The 18268-nt window shown below is 70.2% G+C and carries 16 protein-coding genes and 1 pseudogene; 10 read left to right on the top strand and 7 right to left on the bottom strand.

Translation table 11 applies throughout. From position 1 onward, the window contains the following. The first annotated feature begins 133 nt into the window (after window positions 1–133). The 3 genes from ACH4RC_RS32810 (at window position 134) to ACH4RC_RS32800 (ending at window position 2292) form a co-directional block, all read left to right on the top strand. On the top strand, window positions 134–502 hold the full coding sequence (locus ACH4RC_RS32810; protein ID WP_398207356.1) for a hypothetical protein: 369 nt from the start codon (window positions 134–136) through the stop codon (window positions 500–502). Between the two features lie 301 nt (window positions 503–803). Further along, on the top strand, window positions 804–1658 hold the full coding sequence (locus tag ACH4RC_RS32805; protein WP_398207355.1) for a hypothetical protein: 855 nt from the start codon (window positions 804–806) through the stop codon (window positions 1656–1658). An 85-nt stretch (window positions 1659–1743) separates the two neighbouring features. Further along, window positions 1744–2292: a CGNR zinc finger domain-containing protein gene (locus ACH4RC_RS32800; protein ID WP_398207353.1), complete on the top strand. Its 549-nt coding sequence runs from the start codon at window positions 1744–1746 to the stop codon at window positions 2290–2292. Window positions 2293–2423: 131 nt separating this feature from the next. Here ACH4RC_RS32800 and ACH4RC_RS32795 read toward each other — a convergent pair whose 3' ends face one another. Continuing rightward, window positions 2424–2912, bottom strand: a complete 489-nt coding sequence (locus ACH4RC_RS32795; RefSeq protein ID WP_398207524.1) for a TetR/AcrR family transcriptional regulator — start codon at window positions 2910–2912, stop codon at window positions 2424–2426. Between the two features lie 305 nt (window positions 2913–3217). Here ACH4RC_RS32795 and ACH4RC_RS32790 point away from each other — a divergent pair, with 305 nt between their 5' ends. From ACH4RC_RS32790 to ACH4RC_RS32775, 4 genes are all read left to right on the top strand, one after another. After that, complete coding sequence (locus tag ACH4RC_RS32790) at window positions 3218–4216, top strand: alpha/beta fold hydrolase (protein ID WP_398207351.1); 999 nt, start codon at window positions 3218–3220, stop codon at window positions 4214–4216. 391 nt (window positions 4217–4607) lie between these two features. Continuing rightward, on the top strand, window positions 4608–4802 hold the full coding sequence (locus ACH4RC_RS32785; RefSeq protein WP_398207349.1) for a hypothetical protein: 195 nt from the start codon (window positions 4608–4610) through the stop codon (window positions 4800–4802). Next, complete coding sequence (locus ACH4RC_RS32780; RefSeq protein WP_398207523.1) at window positions 4789–5415, top strand: alpha/beta hydrolase; 627 nt, start codon at window positions 4789–4791, stop codon at window positions 5413–5415. The genes ACH4RC_RS32785 and ACH4RC_RS32780 overlap by 14 nt, the downstream gene beginning before the upstream one ends. Window positions 5416–5477: 62 nt before the next feature. Further along, window positions 5478–6269 carry an alpha/beta hydrolase gene (locus ACH4RC_RS32775; protein ID WP_398207348.1) on the top strand — a complete coding sequence of 264 codons (792 nt, stop codon included), beginning with the start codon at window positions 5478–5480 and terminating at the stop codon, window positions 6267–6269. Between the two features lie 10 nt (window positions 6270–6279). Here ACH4RC_RS32775 and ACH4RC_RS32770 read toward each other — a convergent pair whose 3' ends face one another. From ACH4RC_RS32770 to ACH4RC_RS32760, 3 genes and pseudogenes are all read right to left on the bottom strand, one after another. After that, entirely contained in the window at window positions 6280–9006 is a 2727-nt protein-coding gene (locus ACH4RC_RS32770) for an AAA family ATPase (RefSeq protein WP_398207522.1), read from the bottom strand. A 344-nt stretch (window positions 9007–9350) separates the two neighbouring features. Then, window positions 9351–9560 (bottom strand): annotated as a pseudogene (locus tag ACH4RC_RS32765) (transcriptional regulator); the annotation flags it as partial. 108 nt (window positions 9561–9668) lie between these two features. Continuing rightward, window positions 9669–10748, bottom strand: coding sequence for an alpha/beta fold hydrolase (locus ACH4RC_RS32760; protein ID WP_398207346.1), 1080 nt, complete (start codon window positions 10746–10748; stop codon window positions 9669–9671). 566 nt (window positions 10749–11314) lie between these two features. On the opposite strand from ACH4RC_RS32760, the gene ACH4RC_RS32755 reads away from it, so the two are divergent. After that, window positions 11315–12766, top strand: a complete 1452-nt coding sequence (locus ACH4RC_RS32755; protein WP_398207345.1) for an aldehyde dehydrogenase — start codon at window positions 11315–11317, stop codon at window positions 12764–12766. Window positions 12767–12878: 112 nt separating this feature from the next. Here ACH4RC_RS32755 and ACH4RC_RS32750 read toward each other — a convergent pair whose 3' ends face one another. Beyond that, a complete protein-coding gene (locus tag ACH4RC_RS32750; protein WP_398207343.1) occupies window positions 12879–13403 on the bottom strand; it encodes a hypothetical protein in 525 nt (174 codons plus the stop codon). Between the two features lie 341 nt (window positions 13404–13744). Beyond that, window positions 13745–15676 (bottom strand): protein kinase, encoded by a 1932-nt coding sequence (locus ACH4RC_RS32745; protein ID WP_398207341.1) that lies wholly within the window; start codon window positions 15674–15676, stop codon window positions 13745–13747. Window positions 15677–16170: 494 nt separating this feature from the next. Between ACH4RC_RS32745 and ACH4RC_RS32740 the strand changes: the two genes are divergently transcribed. Together ACH4RC_RS32740 and ACH4RC_RS32735 are read left to right on the top strand one after the other, a co-directional pair. Further along, the gene (locus ACH4RC_RS32740) at window positions 16171–16362 is read left to right on the top strand and encodes a hypothetical protein (protein ID WP_398207339.1); all 192 of its coding nucleotides are present in this window, start codon (window positions 16171–16173) and stop codon (window positions 16360–16362) included. Window positions 16363–16410: 48 nt separating this feature from the next. Next, window positions 16411–16752 carry a hypothetical protein gene (locus ACH4RC_RS32735; RefSeq protein ID WP_398207338.1) on the top strand — a complete coding sequence of 114 codons (342 nt, stop codon included), beginning with the start codon at window positions 16411–16413 and terminating at the stop codon, window positions 16750–16752. A 290-nt stretch (window positions 16753–17042) separates the two neighbouring features. Here the strand turns inward: ACH4RC_RS32735 and ACH4RC_RS32730 are convergent, their stop codons facing one another. Beyond that, entirely contained in the window at window positions 17043–17381 is a 339-nt protein-coding gene (locus tag ACH4RC_RS32730) for a MerR family transcriptional regulator (RefSeq protein WP_398207336.1), read from the bottom strand. Between the last annotated feature and the right edge of the window lie 887 nt (window positions 17382–18268).

Here is an 18268-nt window from a genome sequence, read left to right as displayed (position 1 = left end):
ACCGGGTCCACCACCGGAATGCACGTCACACGCGGGAAGACGACCCCGACTGTCCCCCCCGACTGTCCCCCCGACCGTTCCTCCGCACTGTTCCTCTGAATTCCAACGAACCCATCCGGGTGAAGGAGCTGCAATGAAGCTGGCGAAGAAGGCAATGGCGAGTGCCGGTATCGCGATGACGGCGGGCGCGCTCGTCGCAGCCGTGACGACGGTCCCCGCGACGGCCGCCGCCGCCGCGAGCACCATCAAGCTGTGCCAGGACTCCTACAACTCGTCCAACCGCTGCGACTACGAGTACTACGCCTTCCCGAACCTGACCAACGGCAGCGACGGGAACTTCCAGGACAGCATCTCCTACATCAGCAACTACTCGGGGCGGACCTGGTGCCTCTTCACCGATAACAACTACGGCGGCATCCAGGGCGTGTTCCAGGACAACTACACCTGGAACACGCTCAGTTACCCCTACAACGACTCCATCTCCTCCGGCCGCCCCTGCTGACCCAGCGCTGACCCAGCGCTGTCCACGGCGGGCCGGCGCTCCTCCAAGGACGACGGCCCGCCCCCTTCTCCCCGCGGAGTCAGGAACTGTGAAACCGATCCGTGATCGCGCGGTACTGGCCTTCCCCGTACTGGCAGCCGGGGCCCTGCTCGCGTCAGGCTGCGCAGCCCCGGAGGAGCCGAAAGCCCCGGCATCCCCGAACCCCTTCGCACACACCTTGCGGGAGCTTCTTCCGCAGGGAGGCGAAGCAAGAGGCCAGGACGCCGGGAACCGGCAGATCGGTCCCCCGACTTCTGCCTCCGTGACCTTCAGGAGGAACGGGTCCGAGGGGCTCGTGGAAGTATCGGCGAGCCGTCTCCCGACGTCCATCGGTCCGCAAGCGCTGAGCTGCCCGGACAGTGCACTGCACCCGCGCAGTAGCTGCACGACGAAGAACTATCGCGGGGCGAAACTGACATCCGACGATTCCCCGGTCGACGAAACCCGCCCCACGGCGGCCCGGCGACTCACCACCGTTCTCACGTACCCGGACGGCCGCCAGCTCGCGATCTCGGTGTCGAACGCCCCCGCCGCCCCGCCGGCCCCGGCAAAGCGGAACTCCCCGCACCGAAGCCCTTCCCTGCCCCTCACGCGCCAGGAGCTCGCCGCCATCGCCGGATCGCCCGCCTGGAAGCCGATCCTGGCGGAGCTGCCGCCGCCGGAACACCGGCCCGCACCGGACATCGACCAGTCCATGCCGGCGAAGCGCATCACACGTGTCATCGCCGCCACACTGCCCCGGGGTGTACGGGTGGCCGACGTGAGCGGACAGCCCGGCTACGGCCATCTCACCGTCGACGACGGACAGGGCAAGTGCCTCATAGCCGTCACGGTGCAACGCTGGAGACCGGCCGACCCGACCATCGGCAAGGTCTTCAACAACGCCCGGGAGTTCGCCGACGGCACGCTCGTCATGACCGGCACCGGTCCGGCCACGAACGGTGGCCGAGGCGCGCTCGAATGGCGGGCCGACTCCCTGCGCCCCGACGGCCTCCGCGTACTGGCCACCGAAGTGAACGCCCGCGCCTATCAGCTCCCGGGAACGCGCCGCACCCCCGTACTGAGCCCCGCCCACCTCGCCGAGCTCGTACGCAGCGACGCGTGGCGCAGAGCCTGACAACCTCCCGCACAGCGCATGCCACCGGTCGGGGTCACCGTTTCGACAGGTTGCATTCCAGTGGCTCACCATCCAGAATGGTTACGTGAACCATGCCTTTCCCTGCGGGACGCTCCCCCTGGACTTCGTCGGCACGCTGCGCGCGCGGCGCAACGAGCTGCCGACGGAGAAGCTCGCCACCCCCGAGCTGCTCGACGACTGGTTCGTGGAGTCCGGGATGCTCGACCTGGCGCCGGGCGCCGGCGAGGTCGACCTCGCCCTCGCCGTGGAGCTGCGGGAGTCGATCTACTCCCTGGTGACGGCGCGCATGGACGGCCGGGCGCTGCCCGCCGACGCGGTCGCCGAGGTGAACCTCCAGGCGTCCGGCATGCCCGTGACGCTGCGGCTCGGCCCGGACGGCGCGACCCGCACCGGCTCGGTCTCCCAGGGGCTCGCGGCGCTCGCCCGCGAGACCGTCGAGATCATCGGCGGCGAGGACGGCGACCTGCTGCGCGAGTGCGCCCGCCCCGAGTGCACCCAGACCTACCTCGACCGCTCACGCGGCCACCGCCGCGAATGGTGCGCCATGCGCACCTGCGGCAACCGGGTCAAGGCCGCCAGCTACCGCGCCCGCCAGCACAGCACCCAGGGCTGACAGGGCTGACAGGGCTGACAGGGCTGACCTCCGCCCTCTTCCGATCTTCCGACGGGCCCGCAGGCCGCAACGCCCGCAGGGCCCGTTCGTCGTTCCGCGTACCCGCGCCGCACCCCAGCCGGTGAGGCCGGTCAGGCCGGTCCAAGGCCCTTCAGCAAGGTGTCGACGACGAGGTCCGCCGCCTGCCCGTCGGTCAGCTCGGGCATGCGCCGCACCACGAGATGCATCAGCTCGGGCAGCAGCGCCTGCGCCCATCCGTCCGGCATCGCGGTACGGAACGTCCCCTCTTCGACGGCGCGTTGCACGAACGCGTCGACCTCCCGGACCGAGGCGTCGCGCCGCTCGCGGATCGCGTCGTCGGCGAGCATGTGGGTGAGATCGACCGGCCAGGCCCGGTTCACCGCGATGATGTTCTCCACGTAACGGTGCAGGGCCACCGCGACCGGGGCCTCGCGCAGGCGCGCGTCGGCGATGGCCCGCTCGATGGCTTCGAGGCGGGAGACGTAGATCGCCGCGAGCAACTCCTCGCGGGTGTCGAACCGCCGGTAGACGGTCCTGCGGTCGACGCCGGCCTCCGCGGCGATGCTCGCGATGCTCGCGCCCGGGTCGGCGGCGAGCATACGTGCGCCAGTGGTCAGGACAGCTTCGAGATTGCGTGCGGCGTCGGCCCTCATGGACGTCAGTCTAATCGAACCTTGTGCCCGTACTCGCGTGAAACAGCACGTGCACGGGCGGATGACATGGTCAAGCACCTCATACGCGGGACGCTTCCAGCCGCCGCATGTTTGACAGCGACGTATCTGCACCACTCCCCCCTCCTTGACATGTATGTAAGCAGGGGAGAGCCTTGTCACCGGTCAAGACGGTGATTAAATGGGGCGGGTGTGTGAAACGTATGTATCCGCCGAGCGACAGGAGGAGCGACGTGATCAGCAGACGCAGGGTGTCCCAGGCGGTGGCGGCGGGGATGGCGGCCGGTACGGCCGGAGTCTCCGGAGCGGGTCAGGCCGTCGCCGCCCAGGGACTCGGTCCGCTGCGGCATGTGCGCACCGAGGTCCTGGACATCGCCTACCACGTCGTCGGCCCGGCCGACGGCGTGCCGGTCATCCTGCTGCACGGCTGGCCGTTCAGCCCGGCCGGTTCCTACGCGGAGGTGGCGCCGCCGCTCGCCGACCACGGTTTCCGGTGCTACATCCCCTACCTGCGCGGCCACGGCGAGACCAGGTTCCGCCACCGGGACACCTTCCGCTCCGGTCAGCAGGCCGCCATCGGCGCGGATCTGATCGAGTTCATGGACGCCCTCGGCATCCGGCGGGCCCTGTACGCCGGGTACGACTGGGGCGGGCGCGCCGCCAACGTGGCCGCGGCCCTGTGGCCCCACCGCTGCACGGGCCTGGTCTCCGTCAACGGCTACCTCATCCAGAACATCGCCCGCGCCCAGGAGCCCCTCGCCCCCTCCCTGGAGCTGGGCTTCTGGTACTTCTTCTACTTCCTCACCGAGCGCGGGGCCAAGGGCCTGGAGCGCGACAGGGAGGGCCTGGGCCGCGTCGTCTGGCAGCGCAACTCGCCCGAATGGCGGTTCACCGAGGCGGAGTTCGCGCAGACCGCGCAGCTGTGGACCAACCCCGACTACGTCGCGGTCACCCTGCACAGCTACCGCCACCGCCTCGCCGCCGCCCCGGGCGCGCCCCGCTACGAGAAGCTGGAGCGCCGCCTGCTCGGACAGCCGACGATCCCCGCGCCCACCGTCACCCTGGACGGCAAGGCCGACGGCGTGACGCCCTGGACCGACGGCAGTTCCTACAGGCCGCACTACACCGGGCCCTTCGCCCACCACGTGGTCCCCGGCGCCGGCCACAACCTGCCCCAGGAGCGTCCGGACGCCTTCGTCTCCGCGATCCTGGAGGTCCACGACCTGGGCTGAGCCCGGCGCGGCCGGGGCGCCGGGGCACCGCCACCGGCTCTCAGTACAGCGCTCCCGCGCTTTCCCCATGACATGCAGCCCCGGACGAACGCGGTGAGAAAACGGGCCAGCTCCACCGGCTCGTGCCCGCGCACGCTGCCGCGCCTCCCACGGAAGCCGCCCGAACGCCGCCCTGTCCAACCACACTCTCCGAGGCGCCGCTCGAGCTGCTCAACCAGGAACTGAACTGGCCTGCTGGATCGAGGAGTTGGCCGAACTCGAGCGGAACATCTCCGCCGAGTCGGCGCGCGACTTTCGAACCCGTAACCGCCTTGACTGGTTACGTGTGAGCGTGGAGAGTGGTGGCTGTCCGACACACACGCGGACGCAGTCCACGAAGTGGAGAACGGCCATGAACGAGGAAGCCACCATCGACACCGCCGCGGCGGCGCGGCACACGCGCTTCGGCAAGCTCCCCGAGCGCATCCGCGTCGAGGACACCACCCAGAGCGTGGACAGCGGGCTGGACGCCGAGGTCAACGGCGGATACGACCCCGAGGGGCGGTGGCAGCACTTCTCCTGCCTCGCCTTCGATCTGGGCCTGTGAGGGGGAGGGTTCTCTCCCAGGCAGAAACCTGGTCGGCCACCCCGGCACCAGCGTGAAGGAGCAGACGTCCGGCACCTACGCGCGGCGGACGGCGGAGCGCGGTTTCGTCACCCTCGCGTTCGACGCCGGGTACCAGGGCGAGTCCGGCGGCCTGCCGCGCGGCCTGGAGGACCCCGCCCAGCGGGTGGAGGACTTCAAGGCCGCTGTCTCCTTCCTCAGTACGCGGGACGAGGCCGACGCCGACCGCGTCGGCCTGCTCGGCATCTGCGCCTCCGGCGGCTACTTGCTCTCCGCCTCCGGCGGCGACCACCGCGTCCGGGCCGTCGCCACCGTCAGCGGTGTGGACGTCGCCCGCCGGTTCCGGCTCGGTGCCGACGGCGCCCAGGACCCGGCCGTCTCCGTCACCTCCTGGGTGGCCGTCGACGTCCACCAGCGGGCCACCGGGCCGAAGGAGCTGTACTGGATCGACGGCGCCAGCCACGTCGACCTGTACGACGACGGCAAGGTCGACCGTCGTACCGCGTCCGCTCCGACGGCGCGCATGGTCGTGCGGGCCGGTCGGCCGCCGACATTAAGTCATTCGACTGTCGCCTCCCGACCTGCGCCTGAATGATCCTGAGTCGGTCGCCCGCGTGCCGGTGCGCGTGAAGGTCGTCATGCTCGGAGGAGCCAACCGTGAACCGTACGCCCGTCGTCTTCATCCATGGTGAGTGGCTGCACGCGCTGTCCTGGGAGTCATGGGCCGGGCGCTTCACCGGGCGTGGGTTCCGCACTCTCACCCCAGGCTGGCCGGGGGAGGCGCCGGACGCCGGGGAGATGCGCCGCTCTCCCGCGTCCTTCGGAGACCTCGGCCTGGCAGCGCTGACGGAGCATTACGCGGGAATCGTGCGCTCCTTCGACACGGCGCCGGTCCTCGTCGGGCACGCGGTCGGCGGTCTTGTGGCCCAGCACCTGATCGGTGTCGACCTCGGCCGGGCAGCGGTGGCCATCGCGCCCGCCCCCGTCAACGACATCCCGCTGCCCGGACACCGGTCCGCACTGTGGCCCGGGGACAGCGATGGTGCCGGTCCGCGGGTGTCACTGCGCCCGGAGCGGTTCCGCGCGCTCTTCGCGAACACCCTCGACGCGGCGGAGGCCGAGCGGCTCTTCGACCGGTACGTGGTGCCCGCCCCCCGCCAACTCCTAGCCGAGCTGGGCGGCACAAGAACGGAACGCGGCCCGTACGCCGCGGCGGACACCGGCAACACCGGCCGGGGCCCGCTGCTGCTGATCTCCGGGCAGGAGGACCTGCTCGTCCCGGACTCCGTCACCCGGGCCGCGTACAAGGCGTACGGGGATTCCACGGCCGTGACGGACCTCAAGCAGTTCGCGGACCGCGCGCACTCCCTCGTCGTGGACAACGGCTGGCGCTACGTCGCCGACCACGTCCTCGGCTGGCTCGACGACCAGGGCGTCCGGACACACTGACCGCCCGCGGTCACACGTGTCGCTCGCCGAGAACCTTGGCGAGGGCGTCGCGCAGCGCGGCGCGGGAGCTGATGCCGAGCTTGGGGAAGACCCGGTACAGGTGTGAGCTGACGGTGCGGGGTGAGAGGTGCATCCGCTGACCGATCTCCTTGTTGGTCAGACCGCTCGCCGCGAGGTCGGCGATACGGCGCTCCTGCCAGGTCAGGGCGGTGAGTTCGGCCGAGGGCGCGAGCGGGGAGGCGCCGGTGGCCAGGAGCTCGGCCCGGGCGCGCTCGGTCCAGGTGGGTGCCCCGAGCCGTTCGAAGGTCTCCGCGGCAAGCGTGAGCGGCAGGCGTGCGGCCTTGCGCCCCCGGGTGTGGCGGAGCCGGATGCCGTGCGCGAGACGGATGCGCGCGAGCTCGTAGGGATGGTCGGCGGCGTGCGGGTGGGTCTCGGCGCGGTGGTACAGGGTCTCGGCCTCGGCGGGGTCGGCGGTCGTCATGGCGAGGGCGCCGTAGGTGATCAGGGCGAGGCGGGGGGAGAGGCCGGGGAGGTGAGCGGCCTCGGCCGCGAGGGCGTGGGCGTGGGCCTGTTCGGCCCGCCCGGTGTGCAGGGCCGCTTCGACGAGGTCGAGGAGGGTGCGGGGCGCCTGGTGGGCGTAGGCCCTGAAGGTGCCGGGAGGTGTGATGCCGATCGCGTGGAGGTAGGCGGCCTCGTAGTCGCCCTCGGTGAGGGCGGCGGTGGTGCCGATGGTGTCGGTGATCTGGGTGAGGAAGCCGACGCCGCGCGGGCGGGCCCAGGCATCGACGACGGCCTGCAGTTCCCTGGCCCGCTCGAGATCACCCCGCAGCGCGGCGATCTGCCCCAGATAGGCGCGGGAGTGATACGTGAACAGGTCATGCCGGCGCGCCGTCGTCAGCTCCAGACACCGCTCCCCGGTGCGCTCGGCCGCACCCCACTCACCGGCCGCGATCTGGCCGAGCATGATCAGGTGCAGCATCGTCATGCCGTCGGCAAGGGCGCCCGTCTCCACCTCGCGGTCCACGGTGCGCTGCAGATGGGGCCGGTACCGGCTGAGGATGTCCACGTGGTACGCGGCGACTCCCAGCCGGGTGACGTCCCACGGCTCCCGGTCGCCGAGGGCGGCGAAGGCGCGCTCGACCCGCTCGTGCACACCGGCGCCGCGGCGCACCACGTCGCCCCAGGCGTCCTGGTAGATCCGCGAGTGCGGGGACACCAGGTCGCCCAGGCCGTCCAGGAGTTCATGGGTCCGCTCCCAGGCGGCCTCGTCACTCGCGTACTGGCTGATGGCCAGCAACAGGTCGACGAGGCGGGTGAGGACGGTGTCCGGTTCGCTCACCCCCGCCTCGCGCATGCTCTCGATCGCCGCGCAGACCTGGCGGTGCGAGGAGCGGACGTCCCCGTCCTCGAAGAGCGCGACATACCCCGAGGTGACCACCGAGCTCGGTGACGCGCCGGGTCCGGCGCCGGTGCGGATCAGCCGGCGGGCCTGGTCCAACTGGCCGGAGTGGCCGGCGATGTAGGCCGCGCTGCCCAGGCGCCGGGACCGTTCGCCGTGGCCCTCGCTCAGCTCCGCGGCCCGGGTCAGCCAGGCCACGGCGGCCTGCGCGCCGCCCTGCACCGTCGCCGAGTCCGCGGCCGCCTCGAGGACGGCCGCGACCTCGTCGTCGGGGTCGACCGTCGACGCCGCCAGGTGGGTGGCACGGCGTTCCAGATCGTCCCGGTGCACCTCGGCGAGCATGGCGTGGGCCGCTCGTCGTTCGTTGGGTGTCGCCGTCTGGACGACGGTCGAACGCACCAGGGGGTGGCGGAAGACGAAGTCGCCGGTGAGCGGATCGACGTCGAGCAGGCCGCAGTCCGCCGCCTCGTCGGCCCCGGTCATGCGGTAGCGGGTGCCTCGCGGGCGGCCGGCGCTCGCACCGGCACCGTCGAGCGCGCCGCGCAGCAGTTCCGCGCGCACCTCGTCGCGCAGTGCCTGGATCCGGTCGCCGTACACGTGCTGCAGGCGCACGGGGAGCGGGATGCCGGTGTACCCGAGCAGTTCTCCGGAGGTGCGCCCCGACCGCCGTACGTACGGGGGCAGTTCGAGCAGGGCCAGCGGGTTGCCCTGCGCCTCGTCGAGGACGAGCCGGCGGATCCGGGGGGCGAGGCCCGGGTGGCGGGCGTCGAGGAGCTGCTCGGAGGCGTTCTCCGACAGTGTGGTCACCGGCAGTTCCGGCAGCGCGGCCGTGTCGAAGCCCGAGCGCAGGTCGGCGCGGAGCACTACGGCGAGCTTCACCGAGCTGCCGGTCAGCCGGCGCCCGACGAAACCGGTCACCTCGGTGCTGGAGGCGTCCATCCACTGGCCGTCGTCGAGCATGAGCAGCAGGGGTTGCTGTGATGCCGCGAGGGAGAGCAGGTCGAGCACGGCGATGCCGAGCGTCATGACCGAGGGAGGTGTGCCCTGACTCCGGCCGAAGACGACGTCGAAGACCCTGCGGTGCACATCGTCGAGGCGGTCGATGGAGGACAGCAGGGGGTACAGGAACTGGTGCAGACCGGCGAACGGCAGCTCCGACTCCGCCTCGACCCCGGCGGCCCGGACGACCCGATACGTGTGCGCCGCCGCGAGGTCGGCGACATGTCCGAGGAGTGCGCTCTTGCCCACGCCCGTGTCACCGCGCAGGACGAGGGACCGGCCCCCGCTGTCGGCCACGAACGCCGCCAGCACCTCCTGCTCGCTCTCCCGGCCGATCATTGTCCCCTCGAGCGACTCCACGATCCCCACTTCCTTCGCCGCCGGGAGGCAGGAGTGTGCGGTGCGCTTCTCCGTCGCCCGACACGCGCGGCCCACCCCACCCCACCCCGCCCCACCTCACGCAGCAGAGTCTCACACGTATGCGAGACACATATGAGTCACCGTTTAAGTGCTACGGCGCGGTGGCAGTTTAGTAGGTGAGTGGCGCATCTGCGAGTCGCATCATGCGATGCGACCGGCACACCGCCCAGGCGATCACTCCGTCACTCTCGAAAGGACCGACCTGACGTTCACGGGACGGAAGACACAACGGTCCGCACCGCCCGCGGCAGGCCACCCTGTACGGGGATCGCGGCGAAGTCGGTGTACAGCGCGACAGCGGGGCGGTTCCACGCCAGGACGTCAAGGCACCGGCCGAGGACGAGCGCGGGCGTCTCCGGCAGCTGGGCAAGGAGCCGGCGCATGGCGGGCCGTACCCGCTGGGCGGGGCGGCGGGTACGGCGCGGCAGGCCGTCGCTCCGCCCGGCCACCTCGTAGAGGCAGCTCTGCCGGTCCGTACCGCCGACTCATCACCACTCTGACCGGTGATTAAGGTTTCATGCGCCATGTCGCCCGGCAAGGGGGTGGCTTAGCGGGGCGCCGGGCCGGTGGGGCGCGGGAACTCAGAGGTGGTCGGCGTCGACGACGGCCTGGGCGAAGGCGGTGGGCGCCTCCTGCGGCAGGTTGTGTCCGATGTCGGCGATCGTGCGGTGCAGGTAGGGGCCGGTGAAGTGGGTGCGGTAGCCGGAGCCGTCGCCGGGCGGCGGGGTGAAGGGGTCGAGAGCCGCGTCGAGGGTGACCGTGGGCACGCCGATGGAGGGCTGGGCCCACAGCCGCTTCTCGTGGCGGTCGTAGCGGGGCTCGCCCTTGACCAGGCCGATGCGCCAGCGGTAGTTGAAGAGCACGATCGCGGCGTAGTCGGGGTTCTTGAAGGCCTCGGCGGTGCGCTCGAAGACGGCGTCCGAGAAGTTCCAGTTCGGGGAGACCAGCGTCCACACGTAGCGGCACAGCGCGATGCGCTTCTTCTCGTCCTCCATGGCCGTCTTGCCGCGCTCGCTCGCGAAGTACCACTGGTACCACCAGTTGTGTTCCGCGGCCGGGGCGAGGGGCTCGGCCTGCGCGTTGACATCGGTGATCAGGTAGCCGCTGGTGGAGACCATGGACGTGACCCGCTCGGGCCACAGGGCGGCGATGACGTCGGCGGTGCGTGAGCCCCAGTCGAAGCCGGCGAGGAGCGCCTTGGGGATCTTCAGGGCGTCCATGAACGCGATGACGTCGAGGGCGACGGCGGACTGTTCGGCCGTGCGCGGGGTGCGGTGGGACAGGAAAGTGGTGCTTCCGTGTCCGCGCAGGTAGGGGACGAGGACCCGGTAGCCCTGGTCGGCGAGGAGCGGGGCGACGTCGACGTAGCTGTGGATGTCGTACGGCCAGCCGTGCAGGAGAAGGACGACGGGGCCGCGCGCGGGGCCGAGTTCGGCGTAACCGATGTTCAGCACGCCCGCCCTGACGTGCTTGAGCGTCGGGAAGCCGGTGTGGGTACCGGGGGTGACCGTGGGCAGGACGGGGGCGGCGGAAGCGGAGGAGGCGCCCGGCCGGGGCGCTGCGGACGCCGCGGACGCGGAGCCCTGCAGCCCGGCCAGCGAGACCGCGGCCGCGCCGGTCCCCAGACCGACGGCCTTGCTGAAGACACGCCTGTTGATCATGTCAAACCCTTTCGTATGTGCTCTATGGCCAGCGGCACACACTCTGGTTCGCCGGGTGACCGGCGACAACAGTCATCTGACGGTCGGACGGGGACGACGCCGCCGGACACACACGGAACACTTGCTAAGTCATGCGACTGACGCGCGGGACGCCCATGCCGTGTAGAAACGTGTCTACCGCGAGATCGGCCGCTTCACCGGCACTCAGGTGTGCCTGCTGGTGCGAGGCGTCCCGGCGGCGGCGCACGGCTCGACGGCGAGTATGCGCGCCCCGGTGGTCAGGACCGCTTCGAGATTGCGTACTGCGTCGGCTCTCACCCCTCAACGGTAGCTCTAGCGAGGAGCTTCGGAGCTTTAAAGCCATCTGAGCAAGCAACTAGTGGCAGCAAGTGCTACATTGCAGTGTCACTTATGGTGCCACTTGAAGTGCCACTTGAAGTGCCACTTGAAGTGCCACTTGAAGTGCCACTTGAAGTGCCACTTGCGGGGTCGCTTTCGATGTCACTTGCAGATCGCCTGGTCAGTCCCTGTGAACTGAACCGACAGCACTGGAGACGAGAACGCTCATGATCACCTACGACAAGCTCTACATCGGCGGCTCCTGGGCCGAGCCGAGCGACCCGGAGCCGCTCGACATCGCCTCACCGCACGACCGGTCGCTGATAGGCCGTGCCGCCCAGGCTCGCCCGGCGGACATCGACCGGGCGGTGGCCGCGGCCCGCGCCTCCTTCGACAAGGGGGAGTGGCGACTGACTCCGCCGGCGGAGCGGATCGCGCTGCTGCGCCGCTTCAACGCGCTGCGCGAGGAGAACGCGGACCACGTCGCCCACCTGATCTCCCTGGAGAACGGTTCGGCGGGCTGGTTCACCCGGGCCGGACAGCCCGGCCTGACCCGGCAGGCGAACGCCTACCTCAAGGCGGCCGAGGAGTTCGGCTGGGAGGAGACCCTCGCCCCCTCCGATCCGTCCTCGCCCGTACGCAGTGTGGTGCGCCGGGAGGCGATCGGCGTGGTCGCCGCGGTGATCCCGTGGAACTCACCCTTCTCCTCCGCCACTTCGAAGATCATCCCCTCGCTCCTCGCGGGTAACTCCGTGGTTCTGAAGGTGTCTCCGGAGAACTCGCTGAGCATGGGCTTCCTCGCCGAACTGCTCGAGCGGGTGGGGCTGCCCGAGGGGGTGATCAGCGTGGTGCCCGCGGACCGGGCGACCAGCGAGTACCTGGTGTCGCACCCGGACGTCGACAAGGTCGCCTTCACCGGCTCCACGCGGGCCGGCCGCCGGATCGCCTCGATCGCCGGCGAGCAGCTCAAGCGCGTCAGCCTGGAACTGGGCGGCAAGTCGGCGGCCGTCATCCTCCCCGACGCCGACATCGACAAGGCTGTCGCGGGCCTGAAGTTCGGCTCGCTGCTCAACAACGGCGAGTCCTGCATCGCCCAGACCCGTGTCCTCGCGCCGCGCGAGAAGTACGAGGAGGTCGTCACGGCCCTGAAGGATCTGGTCGGCTCGCTGAAGGTCGGCGACCCGAACGACCCCGACACCTTCATCGGCCCGATGATCCGCCCCGACCAGCAGCAGCGGGTGCGCGACTACATCCAGCTCGGGATCGAGGAGGGCGCTCGCCTGGTCGTCGGCGGCCCGCAGATCCCCGAGGGGCTGGAAGCGGGCAACTATGTGACGCCCACCGTCTTCGCCGACGTCGCCAACTCCATGCGCATCGCGCAGGAAGAGATCTTCGGACCGGTCCTGGTCGTCATCGCCTACGAGGACGAGGACGACGCCGTCCGGATCGCCAACGAGTCCGAGTACGGCCTCTCCGGCGGCGTCTGGTCCGCCGACGAGGAGCACGCCCTGGCCGTCGCCCGCCGCATCCGCACCGGCACCGTCACCGTGAACGGCGCCTCCGTCGCCTTCGACGGCCCGTTCGGCGGCTTCAAGGCCAGCGGCATCGGCCGCGAGTACGGTGCGGTCGGCCTCGGCACGTACACCGAGTACAAGACCATCACGACCATCGCCGTCTGACGCGGCCCGCGATCCAAGCCCCCTCCACGTAACCGCCTTGACGGGTGATGAGGGTGCTGCCATGCTCACGTCGCTGCTGCCGCTCCGGGGCCCAGGTGTCGGGCGGAGGTGTCTATCGGTCCTGTTTCACCAGGGCGTACATGACGGAGCGCTGCTGCTTGTGCCGCCGGATACGTCCCTTGGCGACGAGGGACTCGAGGGTGTTGCGCACCACCTGCGGTGTGGGGCTGCGGTCAGGGTGCTTCTTCAGCAGCTCGTCCCGCAGCTCCTTGGCCAGGAGCGGCTCGTCGGACTGGTCGAGCAGCCGCATGAGCAGGTCCCCGAGCAGAGCCTGACGCGGCTTGCCCTCGGCGCCGGCCCTCGCAGGTGTCGTGGGCCGCGAAGTGGCTCCGGCCGCTGCCCGCTTCGACTTCGCGGTGTCCGGCCCGTCCTGCAGTTGCTCGGGCAGGCGGGACGCGTCGGCGAAACCCTCGTACCGCTCGGCGAGGCTGATGATGTCTCCCAGGAGGGCTTCCTCCTGTTTCAACATCGAGATCCTCTCCTTCAGCTCCTGCTGCAGGCGGCGGTTCTCCTCCAGATCCGACGCGGCTTGCTCGATGTACCGCGATCGGAGCGCGGCGGCTGACTGGCTGGTCACAACCGTTCACTCCCTCGATATGTATGACGCGCGCATGGTACCCACGTCACGAGGTACATGCTGATAAGTGTCGACGGCCGAAGTCCCGACATGTTCGCTCCAACGATAAGCGCTGAAGCACCTGTGCACACAGGAAGGGACAGCTCGCCGTCGCCGCACCGTGGTCATACGTATCTAGGCGGAGCGGCGTGTACAGGAAGAATGTGTGCGAGCCATCCTGGCCGGGCCCGGCCCTGCCCCGTAGCGCTGTCCTGTGTCACAACGAAGGCGGCCGCCCTCTCCAGGCTCACATACATATCTACGTCCTGGTCATGGTGTGTCCGTGGGAGGGCGCCCGGGTATCACTCGCCGCCGCCGTCGCCGCTGTTCCACAGATCCTGTCCGTCCTTGGCTATGGCGACAGTGCCGTCGGCGCGGAACTCGAGCAGCGCGCCGCCCTCGGGATACCCCGTGTTGGTGGCCCATACCGGCTTGTCGTCGGCGGTGTAGACGACCAGGTTGCCGTCCTCCTGGAACACCGCCTTGTAGTTCTCGCCGGACGTTCCGGAGGCCCAACGGCGCCGGTCGTCGCTGTAGGCGACAAGGTTGCCGTCCTCCTGCATGGCCAGCTTCACATGTGCCGTCTGGAGGAAGTCACCGGTCTCCAGCGTCTTGCGGGCGCGGACCGTCATCGTCTCCGGAAGCCCGGCGACCGTGTCGGTGCTGAACAGATCGCGGCCGTCCTTGGTGATGGCGACGTCGCCGTCGGCGCGGAGTTCGAGGACCGCCCCCTTGGAGGCACCGGTGTCGGAGGCCCAGACCGCCTCGTGGGCGGCGTTGTAGACGACCAGGTTGCCGTCCTCCTGGAAGGCCGCCTGATAGTTCTCGCCGGACGTCCGGGACGCCCAAGTGGGCTGGTTGTCCTCGTCGTAGGAGACCAGGTCACCGTTCTTCTGCATGACCAGTCGCACATGAGCCGTCCGGAGGGACTGCCCGGCCTCAAGTACCTTGCGGCCACGCACCGTCAGCGACTGCGGCAGCTCCTTGCCCGCCGTACCACCGCCGGAGCCGCTGTGACTCCCGGACGCCTTCGGCTCCTTGGAGTCGGCGGCCGAACCGGAGCTCTGGAGCGCGAGGACGGTCGTAGCGACGACCGCGACGACGGCCACCGCGCCGACGGCGAGGAACGGTGTGCGGCGGTACCAGGCCGGTCGTGTGCCGGGCGCGGTCATGGCCGCGGACGCACCGGCCGGATCCGCGTACGTCGGAGGCGGCAGGAACCGCGTACCGGCGGCGACCGTGGGAGCCGGGTGCGCCACTGGGGCGGTGGGAGCGCCACCCGGGGCCGGGGCCGGGGGCGCGGCGCCATCTGCGCCAGACGGCAGGGCACCGGCACCGGCACCGACACTGCCAGCGGCAGCGGCGACGGCCGTCGTGTCCTCCCCGGACCCGGACGGTGCCGACGCGGTGATCCGCTGGTAGGCGGGGTGCCGCACGACGTCGATCTCGCTGTCGCACAGCTCCACGATGCGCTGCGGACCGGGCCGGCGGGCCGGGTCCTTGTCGGCGCAGGACCGTATCAGCCGGGCCATCTCCTCGGGAACGCCCGCGAGGTCCATCTCCTCGTGCACGGTGCGGTAGGAGACGGTGGCCACCGAGCCCTGGCCGTACGGCGCTCGCCCGGTGAGGCAGTAGGCCATGGTGACGCCCAGCGCGAAGACGTCGGAGGCCGGTCCGCTCTCGCCCCGGGTGAGGGTCTCCGGCGCGATGAATCCAGGGGTGCCGATGGCGGCACCGGCCAGCGTGATGTTGGCCATGGTCTCGCTGCGGGCGATACCGAAGTCGATGAGCTGGGGTCCGGTGGCCGAGAGGATGACGTTCTGCGGCTTGATGTCACGGTGCAGCACGCCGTGTACGTGGATGTCGGCCAGCCCCTCGGCGAGAGCCGCCAGGACGGCGCGCGCGAGGTCGGCCGGGAACGGCCCGGAGGCGTCGACCGCGTCGGCGAGCGTCGGTCCGGGCACGTACTCGGTCGCCATCCAGAAGGGCGGGGTGGTGACTTCGGCGTCGATGAGGGCGGCCGTGAACGCGTTGCGGACGGTGCCCAGGGTCTCCACTTCCCGCCGGAACCGGTCCAACGCCTCGGGATCCGCCTGGAGATGGGCGTTGACGACCTTCACCGCGGCGGGCCGCCCGCCCGGAGTCCGCCCGAGGTAGACGCTGCCCATCCCCCCGGAACCGAGCCGGCCGAGCAGCCGGTAGCGACCGATGTGTGTCGGATCGGACTCTTCCAACGGGTACACCTGACACGCCCTCCAGGCAGGTCGAACGCAGGGATCCGTACGGCACGGATCGCGGCAACGAGGCTGGTGCCCAAGGCTCCCCGCACCGGAGTGCCGGTTCCGGCGCCACCAGCAGTGAGCGCGCAGGCACCGGCCGCGATGCGCCGCCGGCTCCCCTGTTGACCTGCACTCCTTCGACCCTGCCCCCATCGGGAAGCTTATAGGGACTTCGCGGCTCGACACCGCCCGCGTCCCCGACACCGCGCTCGACGGCACAGAGCGTCTTACAGGTTCCTGATGCAGAAGTAGGCGAGCCGTTCGGCGGCGGCGTCGACATACTCGGGCTCGTCGTACCTCTCGTAGCGCCCGGCACCGTCGATCACCCCAGACGAAAAGCGTTCGCCTCGACGGTAGGGGTCCTCGAGGTCCGGCCCGGATCGCGGCGGCGGCGCTGCTGCTGCCCAGGGCGAGTGTGACGGTGTATGTCCGCAACCTTGTCGCCAACGATGGACCGCAAGATAAACGCGGCCATATGGTCCGGCGACGCCAACGGCCGCGGCGGCTACTCCACGTACCTCAACCAGTGCCCGCGCGTGGAGAAGTTCCGCACCATCATCGGCACCCCGGCCGGGACCAACGACCTCCTGACGGCCTACAAGGTCAACCAGACGGCCGTCGCCGGCGCCGCTCGCTGCTAGAAACAAGTGGGGGACGCGGGACGAGGCAGGAAGGGTGATTTCGACGCCATGGCAGAACAGACCCCGGCCGAACAAGCACTGAGCAGCTCCTACGTGACCGCTGACGGAGTGCGGTTCGATGTCGCGCAGCTCTCGGTCGAGCAGCTTGCGGACCGTAGCGCGACATTGACGTACGAGCTGTCCGTGCGACGCCAGGGCCACCCGGACGAACACTGGGTGGTCGCTCTGCCCTGGAACGACAAGTCCTGGGCAGATGTCCTCGCCTCGCCCGCGCCCCCTCCCGACCGACTGAACCAGCTCCTGTGCCTCGTCCGTGCCCACATCGAGGAGTGGTGGGACACGAAGGACCACAACCGGAAGTCGGCAAGAATGGGCCGCCAAGTCACCTGACCCCCGCGACGGGGCCCGAGGCCGACGCCGGCCTTGGCGAGAACGTTGATGACGGCATGCTCGCGTGCGGCGCGGATGTCGTGGACGTCGCGGGCGGCGACCGCCAGGGCGGGTGAAGCCTGGAGGAGGCACCCCTTCGGGTCGGCCGGCGTGTGTCCACGCCGGCGGCCTCGGCGCGTCGGTTCAGGCCGTGCCCGTCTTCTCCAGGCAGTCGCGCGATGGTGCGCCCGGCACGGGCCGTGGACGGCAGTCGGGTGCCGGGCCGCGCGTGCAGGCGGGACGGGGCCGTCTCAGTCTGCGGGGGTCGAATCTTCCGTGGCGGCGGCGCGGCGGTATTGGGCGTTGAGACGCTGGGCTTCTTCGAGTTGGTCCTCGAGGATGATGATGCGGCAGGCGGCCTCGATGGGGGTGCCCTGGTCGACGAGTTCGCGGGCGCGGGCGGCGATGCGTAGCTGGTAGCGGGAGTAGCGGCGGTGGCCGCCCGTCGAGCGCAGCGGGGTGATGAGGCGGGCTTCGCCTATGGCGCGCAGGAAGCCTTGTGTGGTGCCGAGCATGTCGGCGGCCCGGCCCATGGTGTAGGCGGGGTAGTCGTCGTCGTCGAGACGGCCGAAGGAATCGCTTGCTGTCATTTACACCTCGTTCGTGGAACGCGTCGAGGGGCCCGGGTGCCATGTGGCACCCGGGCCCCGAAGGAACTGCTACACCATCTGCCGGCCCTGGTACTGCGCCGGCCTTCTGTGTCCGCCCGCCCGACCTGGAAGCTGTCGGGACTGCGGGGATCGCGGTTGCTTGACCGGAGACCACCTCACTATCGATGTCCTGCGGTACCCGGACCCACCAATTCTGTCCGGGCGATCCTGATGGCGCGGGCTCCTCCGTTCTTCCCTCTGGGGTCGATCACTTGCGTACTGCTGTCCTGCGTCTTGCTTGTGGCCTGTCACAGCACCACCTTCGCCAGCCAGCCCCGTCGCCCGTCGTGCATCTGCCCTGGCTTGGAACCCCACTGCCGAACCTCCCGGCGCGCGCGTCCGCAGCCGACGCCTTCACCGAGGTACTGCTCACTCACCTGCACTGCGGGGTACTGCTGTTGCGGGTACTGCGGTACTGCTTTGCGGTGGTCCCTGATCACTGCGGACCACCCGGTCCGGCCGTCAGCCTCGTCGCCGTCCTGCAACCACCCTGGCTTCGAAACTCCACCGCCGCACCGTCCTGCACACTGCAACTGCGGGTACTGCTGCCCGGTCGTCTCTGCCGGACCCAGCTGGATCTCTGCTGACGAGAGAAACCATAGCCACACCACCCCGCAATGTCTACTCCGGCCGACATAGATTTTCCTGCCCCGGGCGGGGAGACAGTCGACACCAGCCACGGGACGGCGACCTCGCCGCCGCGAACACCGCAGTCGCTCCGTTCTCGACCCCGTGAATGACTGCGGAGGCTTGGGTCCGGCCCTGTGAAGTCGACACCCCGACAACGGATCTCGATGGTCCTGCGACGGGACATCCCCGGGTGATGC

It is taken from the genome of Streptomyces sp. NPDC016845 (genome assembly GCF_044332585.1).
In the GTDB taxonomy this organism is placed as follows: Bacteria; Actinomycetota; Actinomycetes; order Streptomycetales; family Streptomycetaceae; genus Streptomyces.
This window is presented reverse-complemented; position numbering and strand designations above follow the sequence as displayed.

Bases quoted from the DNA above. Each gene is read 5' to 3' on its own strand.
- ACH4RC_RS32740 (WP_398207339.1), top strand. From the start codon at position 16,171: ATGGACCGCAAGATAAACGCGGCCATATGGTCCGGCGACGCCAACGGC.
- ACH4RC_RS32795 (WP_398207524.1), bottom strand. From the start codon at position 2,912: ATGCTCGCCGCCGACCCGGGCGCGAGCATCGCGAGCATCGCCGCGGAG.
- ACH4RC_RS32730 (WP_398207336.1), bottom strand. From the start codon at position 17,381: ATGACAGCAAGCGATTCCTTCGGCCGTCTCGACGACGACGACTACCCC.
- ACH4RC_RS32755 (WP_398207345.1), top strand. From the start codon at position 11,315: ATGATCACCTACGACAAGCTCTACATCGGCGGCTCCTGGGCCGAGCCG.
- ACH4RC_RS32735 (WP_398207338.1), top strand. From the start codon at position 16,411: ATGGCAGAACAGACCCCGGCCGAACAAGCACTGAGCAGCTCCTACGTG.
- ACH4RC_RS32770 (WP_398207522.1), bottom strand. From the start codon at position 9,006: ATGATCGGCCGGGAGAGCGAGCAGGAGGTGCTGGCGGCGTTCGTGGCC.
- ACH4RC_RS32785 (WP_398207349.1), top strand. From the start codon at position 4,608: ATGAACGAGGAAGCCACCATCGACACCGCCGCGGCGGCGCGGCACACG.
- ACH4RC_RS32810 (WP_398207356.1), top strand. From the start codon at position 134: ATGAAGCTGGCGAAGAAGGCAATGGCGAGTGCCGGTATCGCGATGACG.
- ACH4RC_RS32760 (WP_398207346.1), bottom strand. From the start codon at position 10,748: ATGATCAACAGGCGTGTCTTCAGCAAGGCCGTCGGTCTGGGGACCGGC.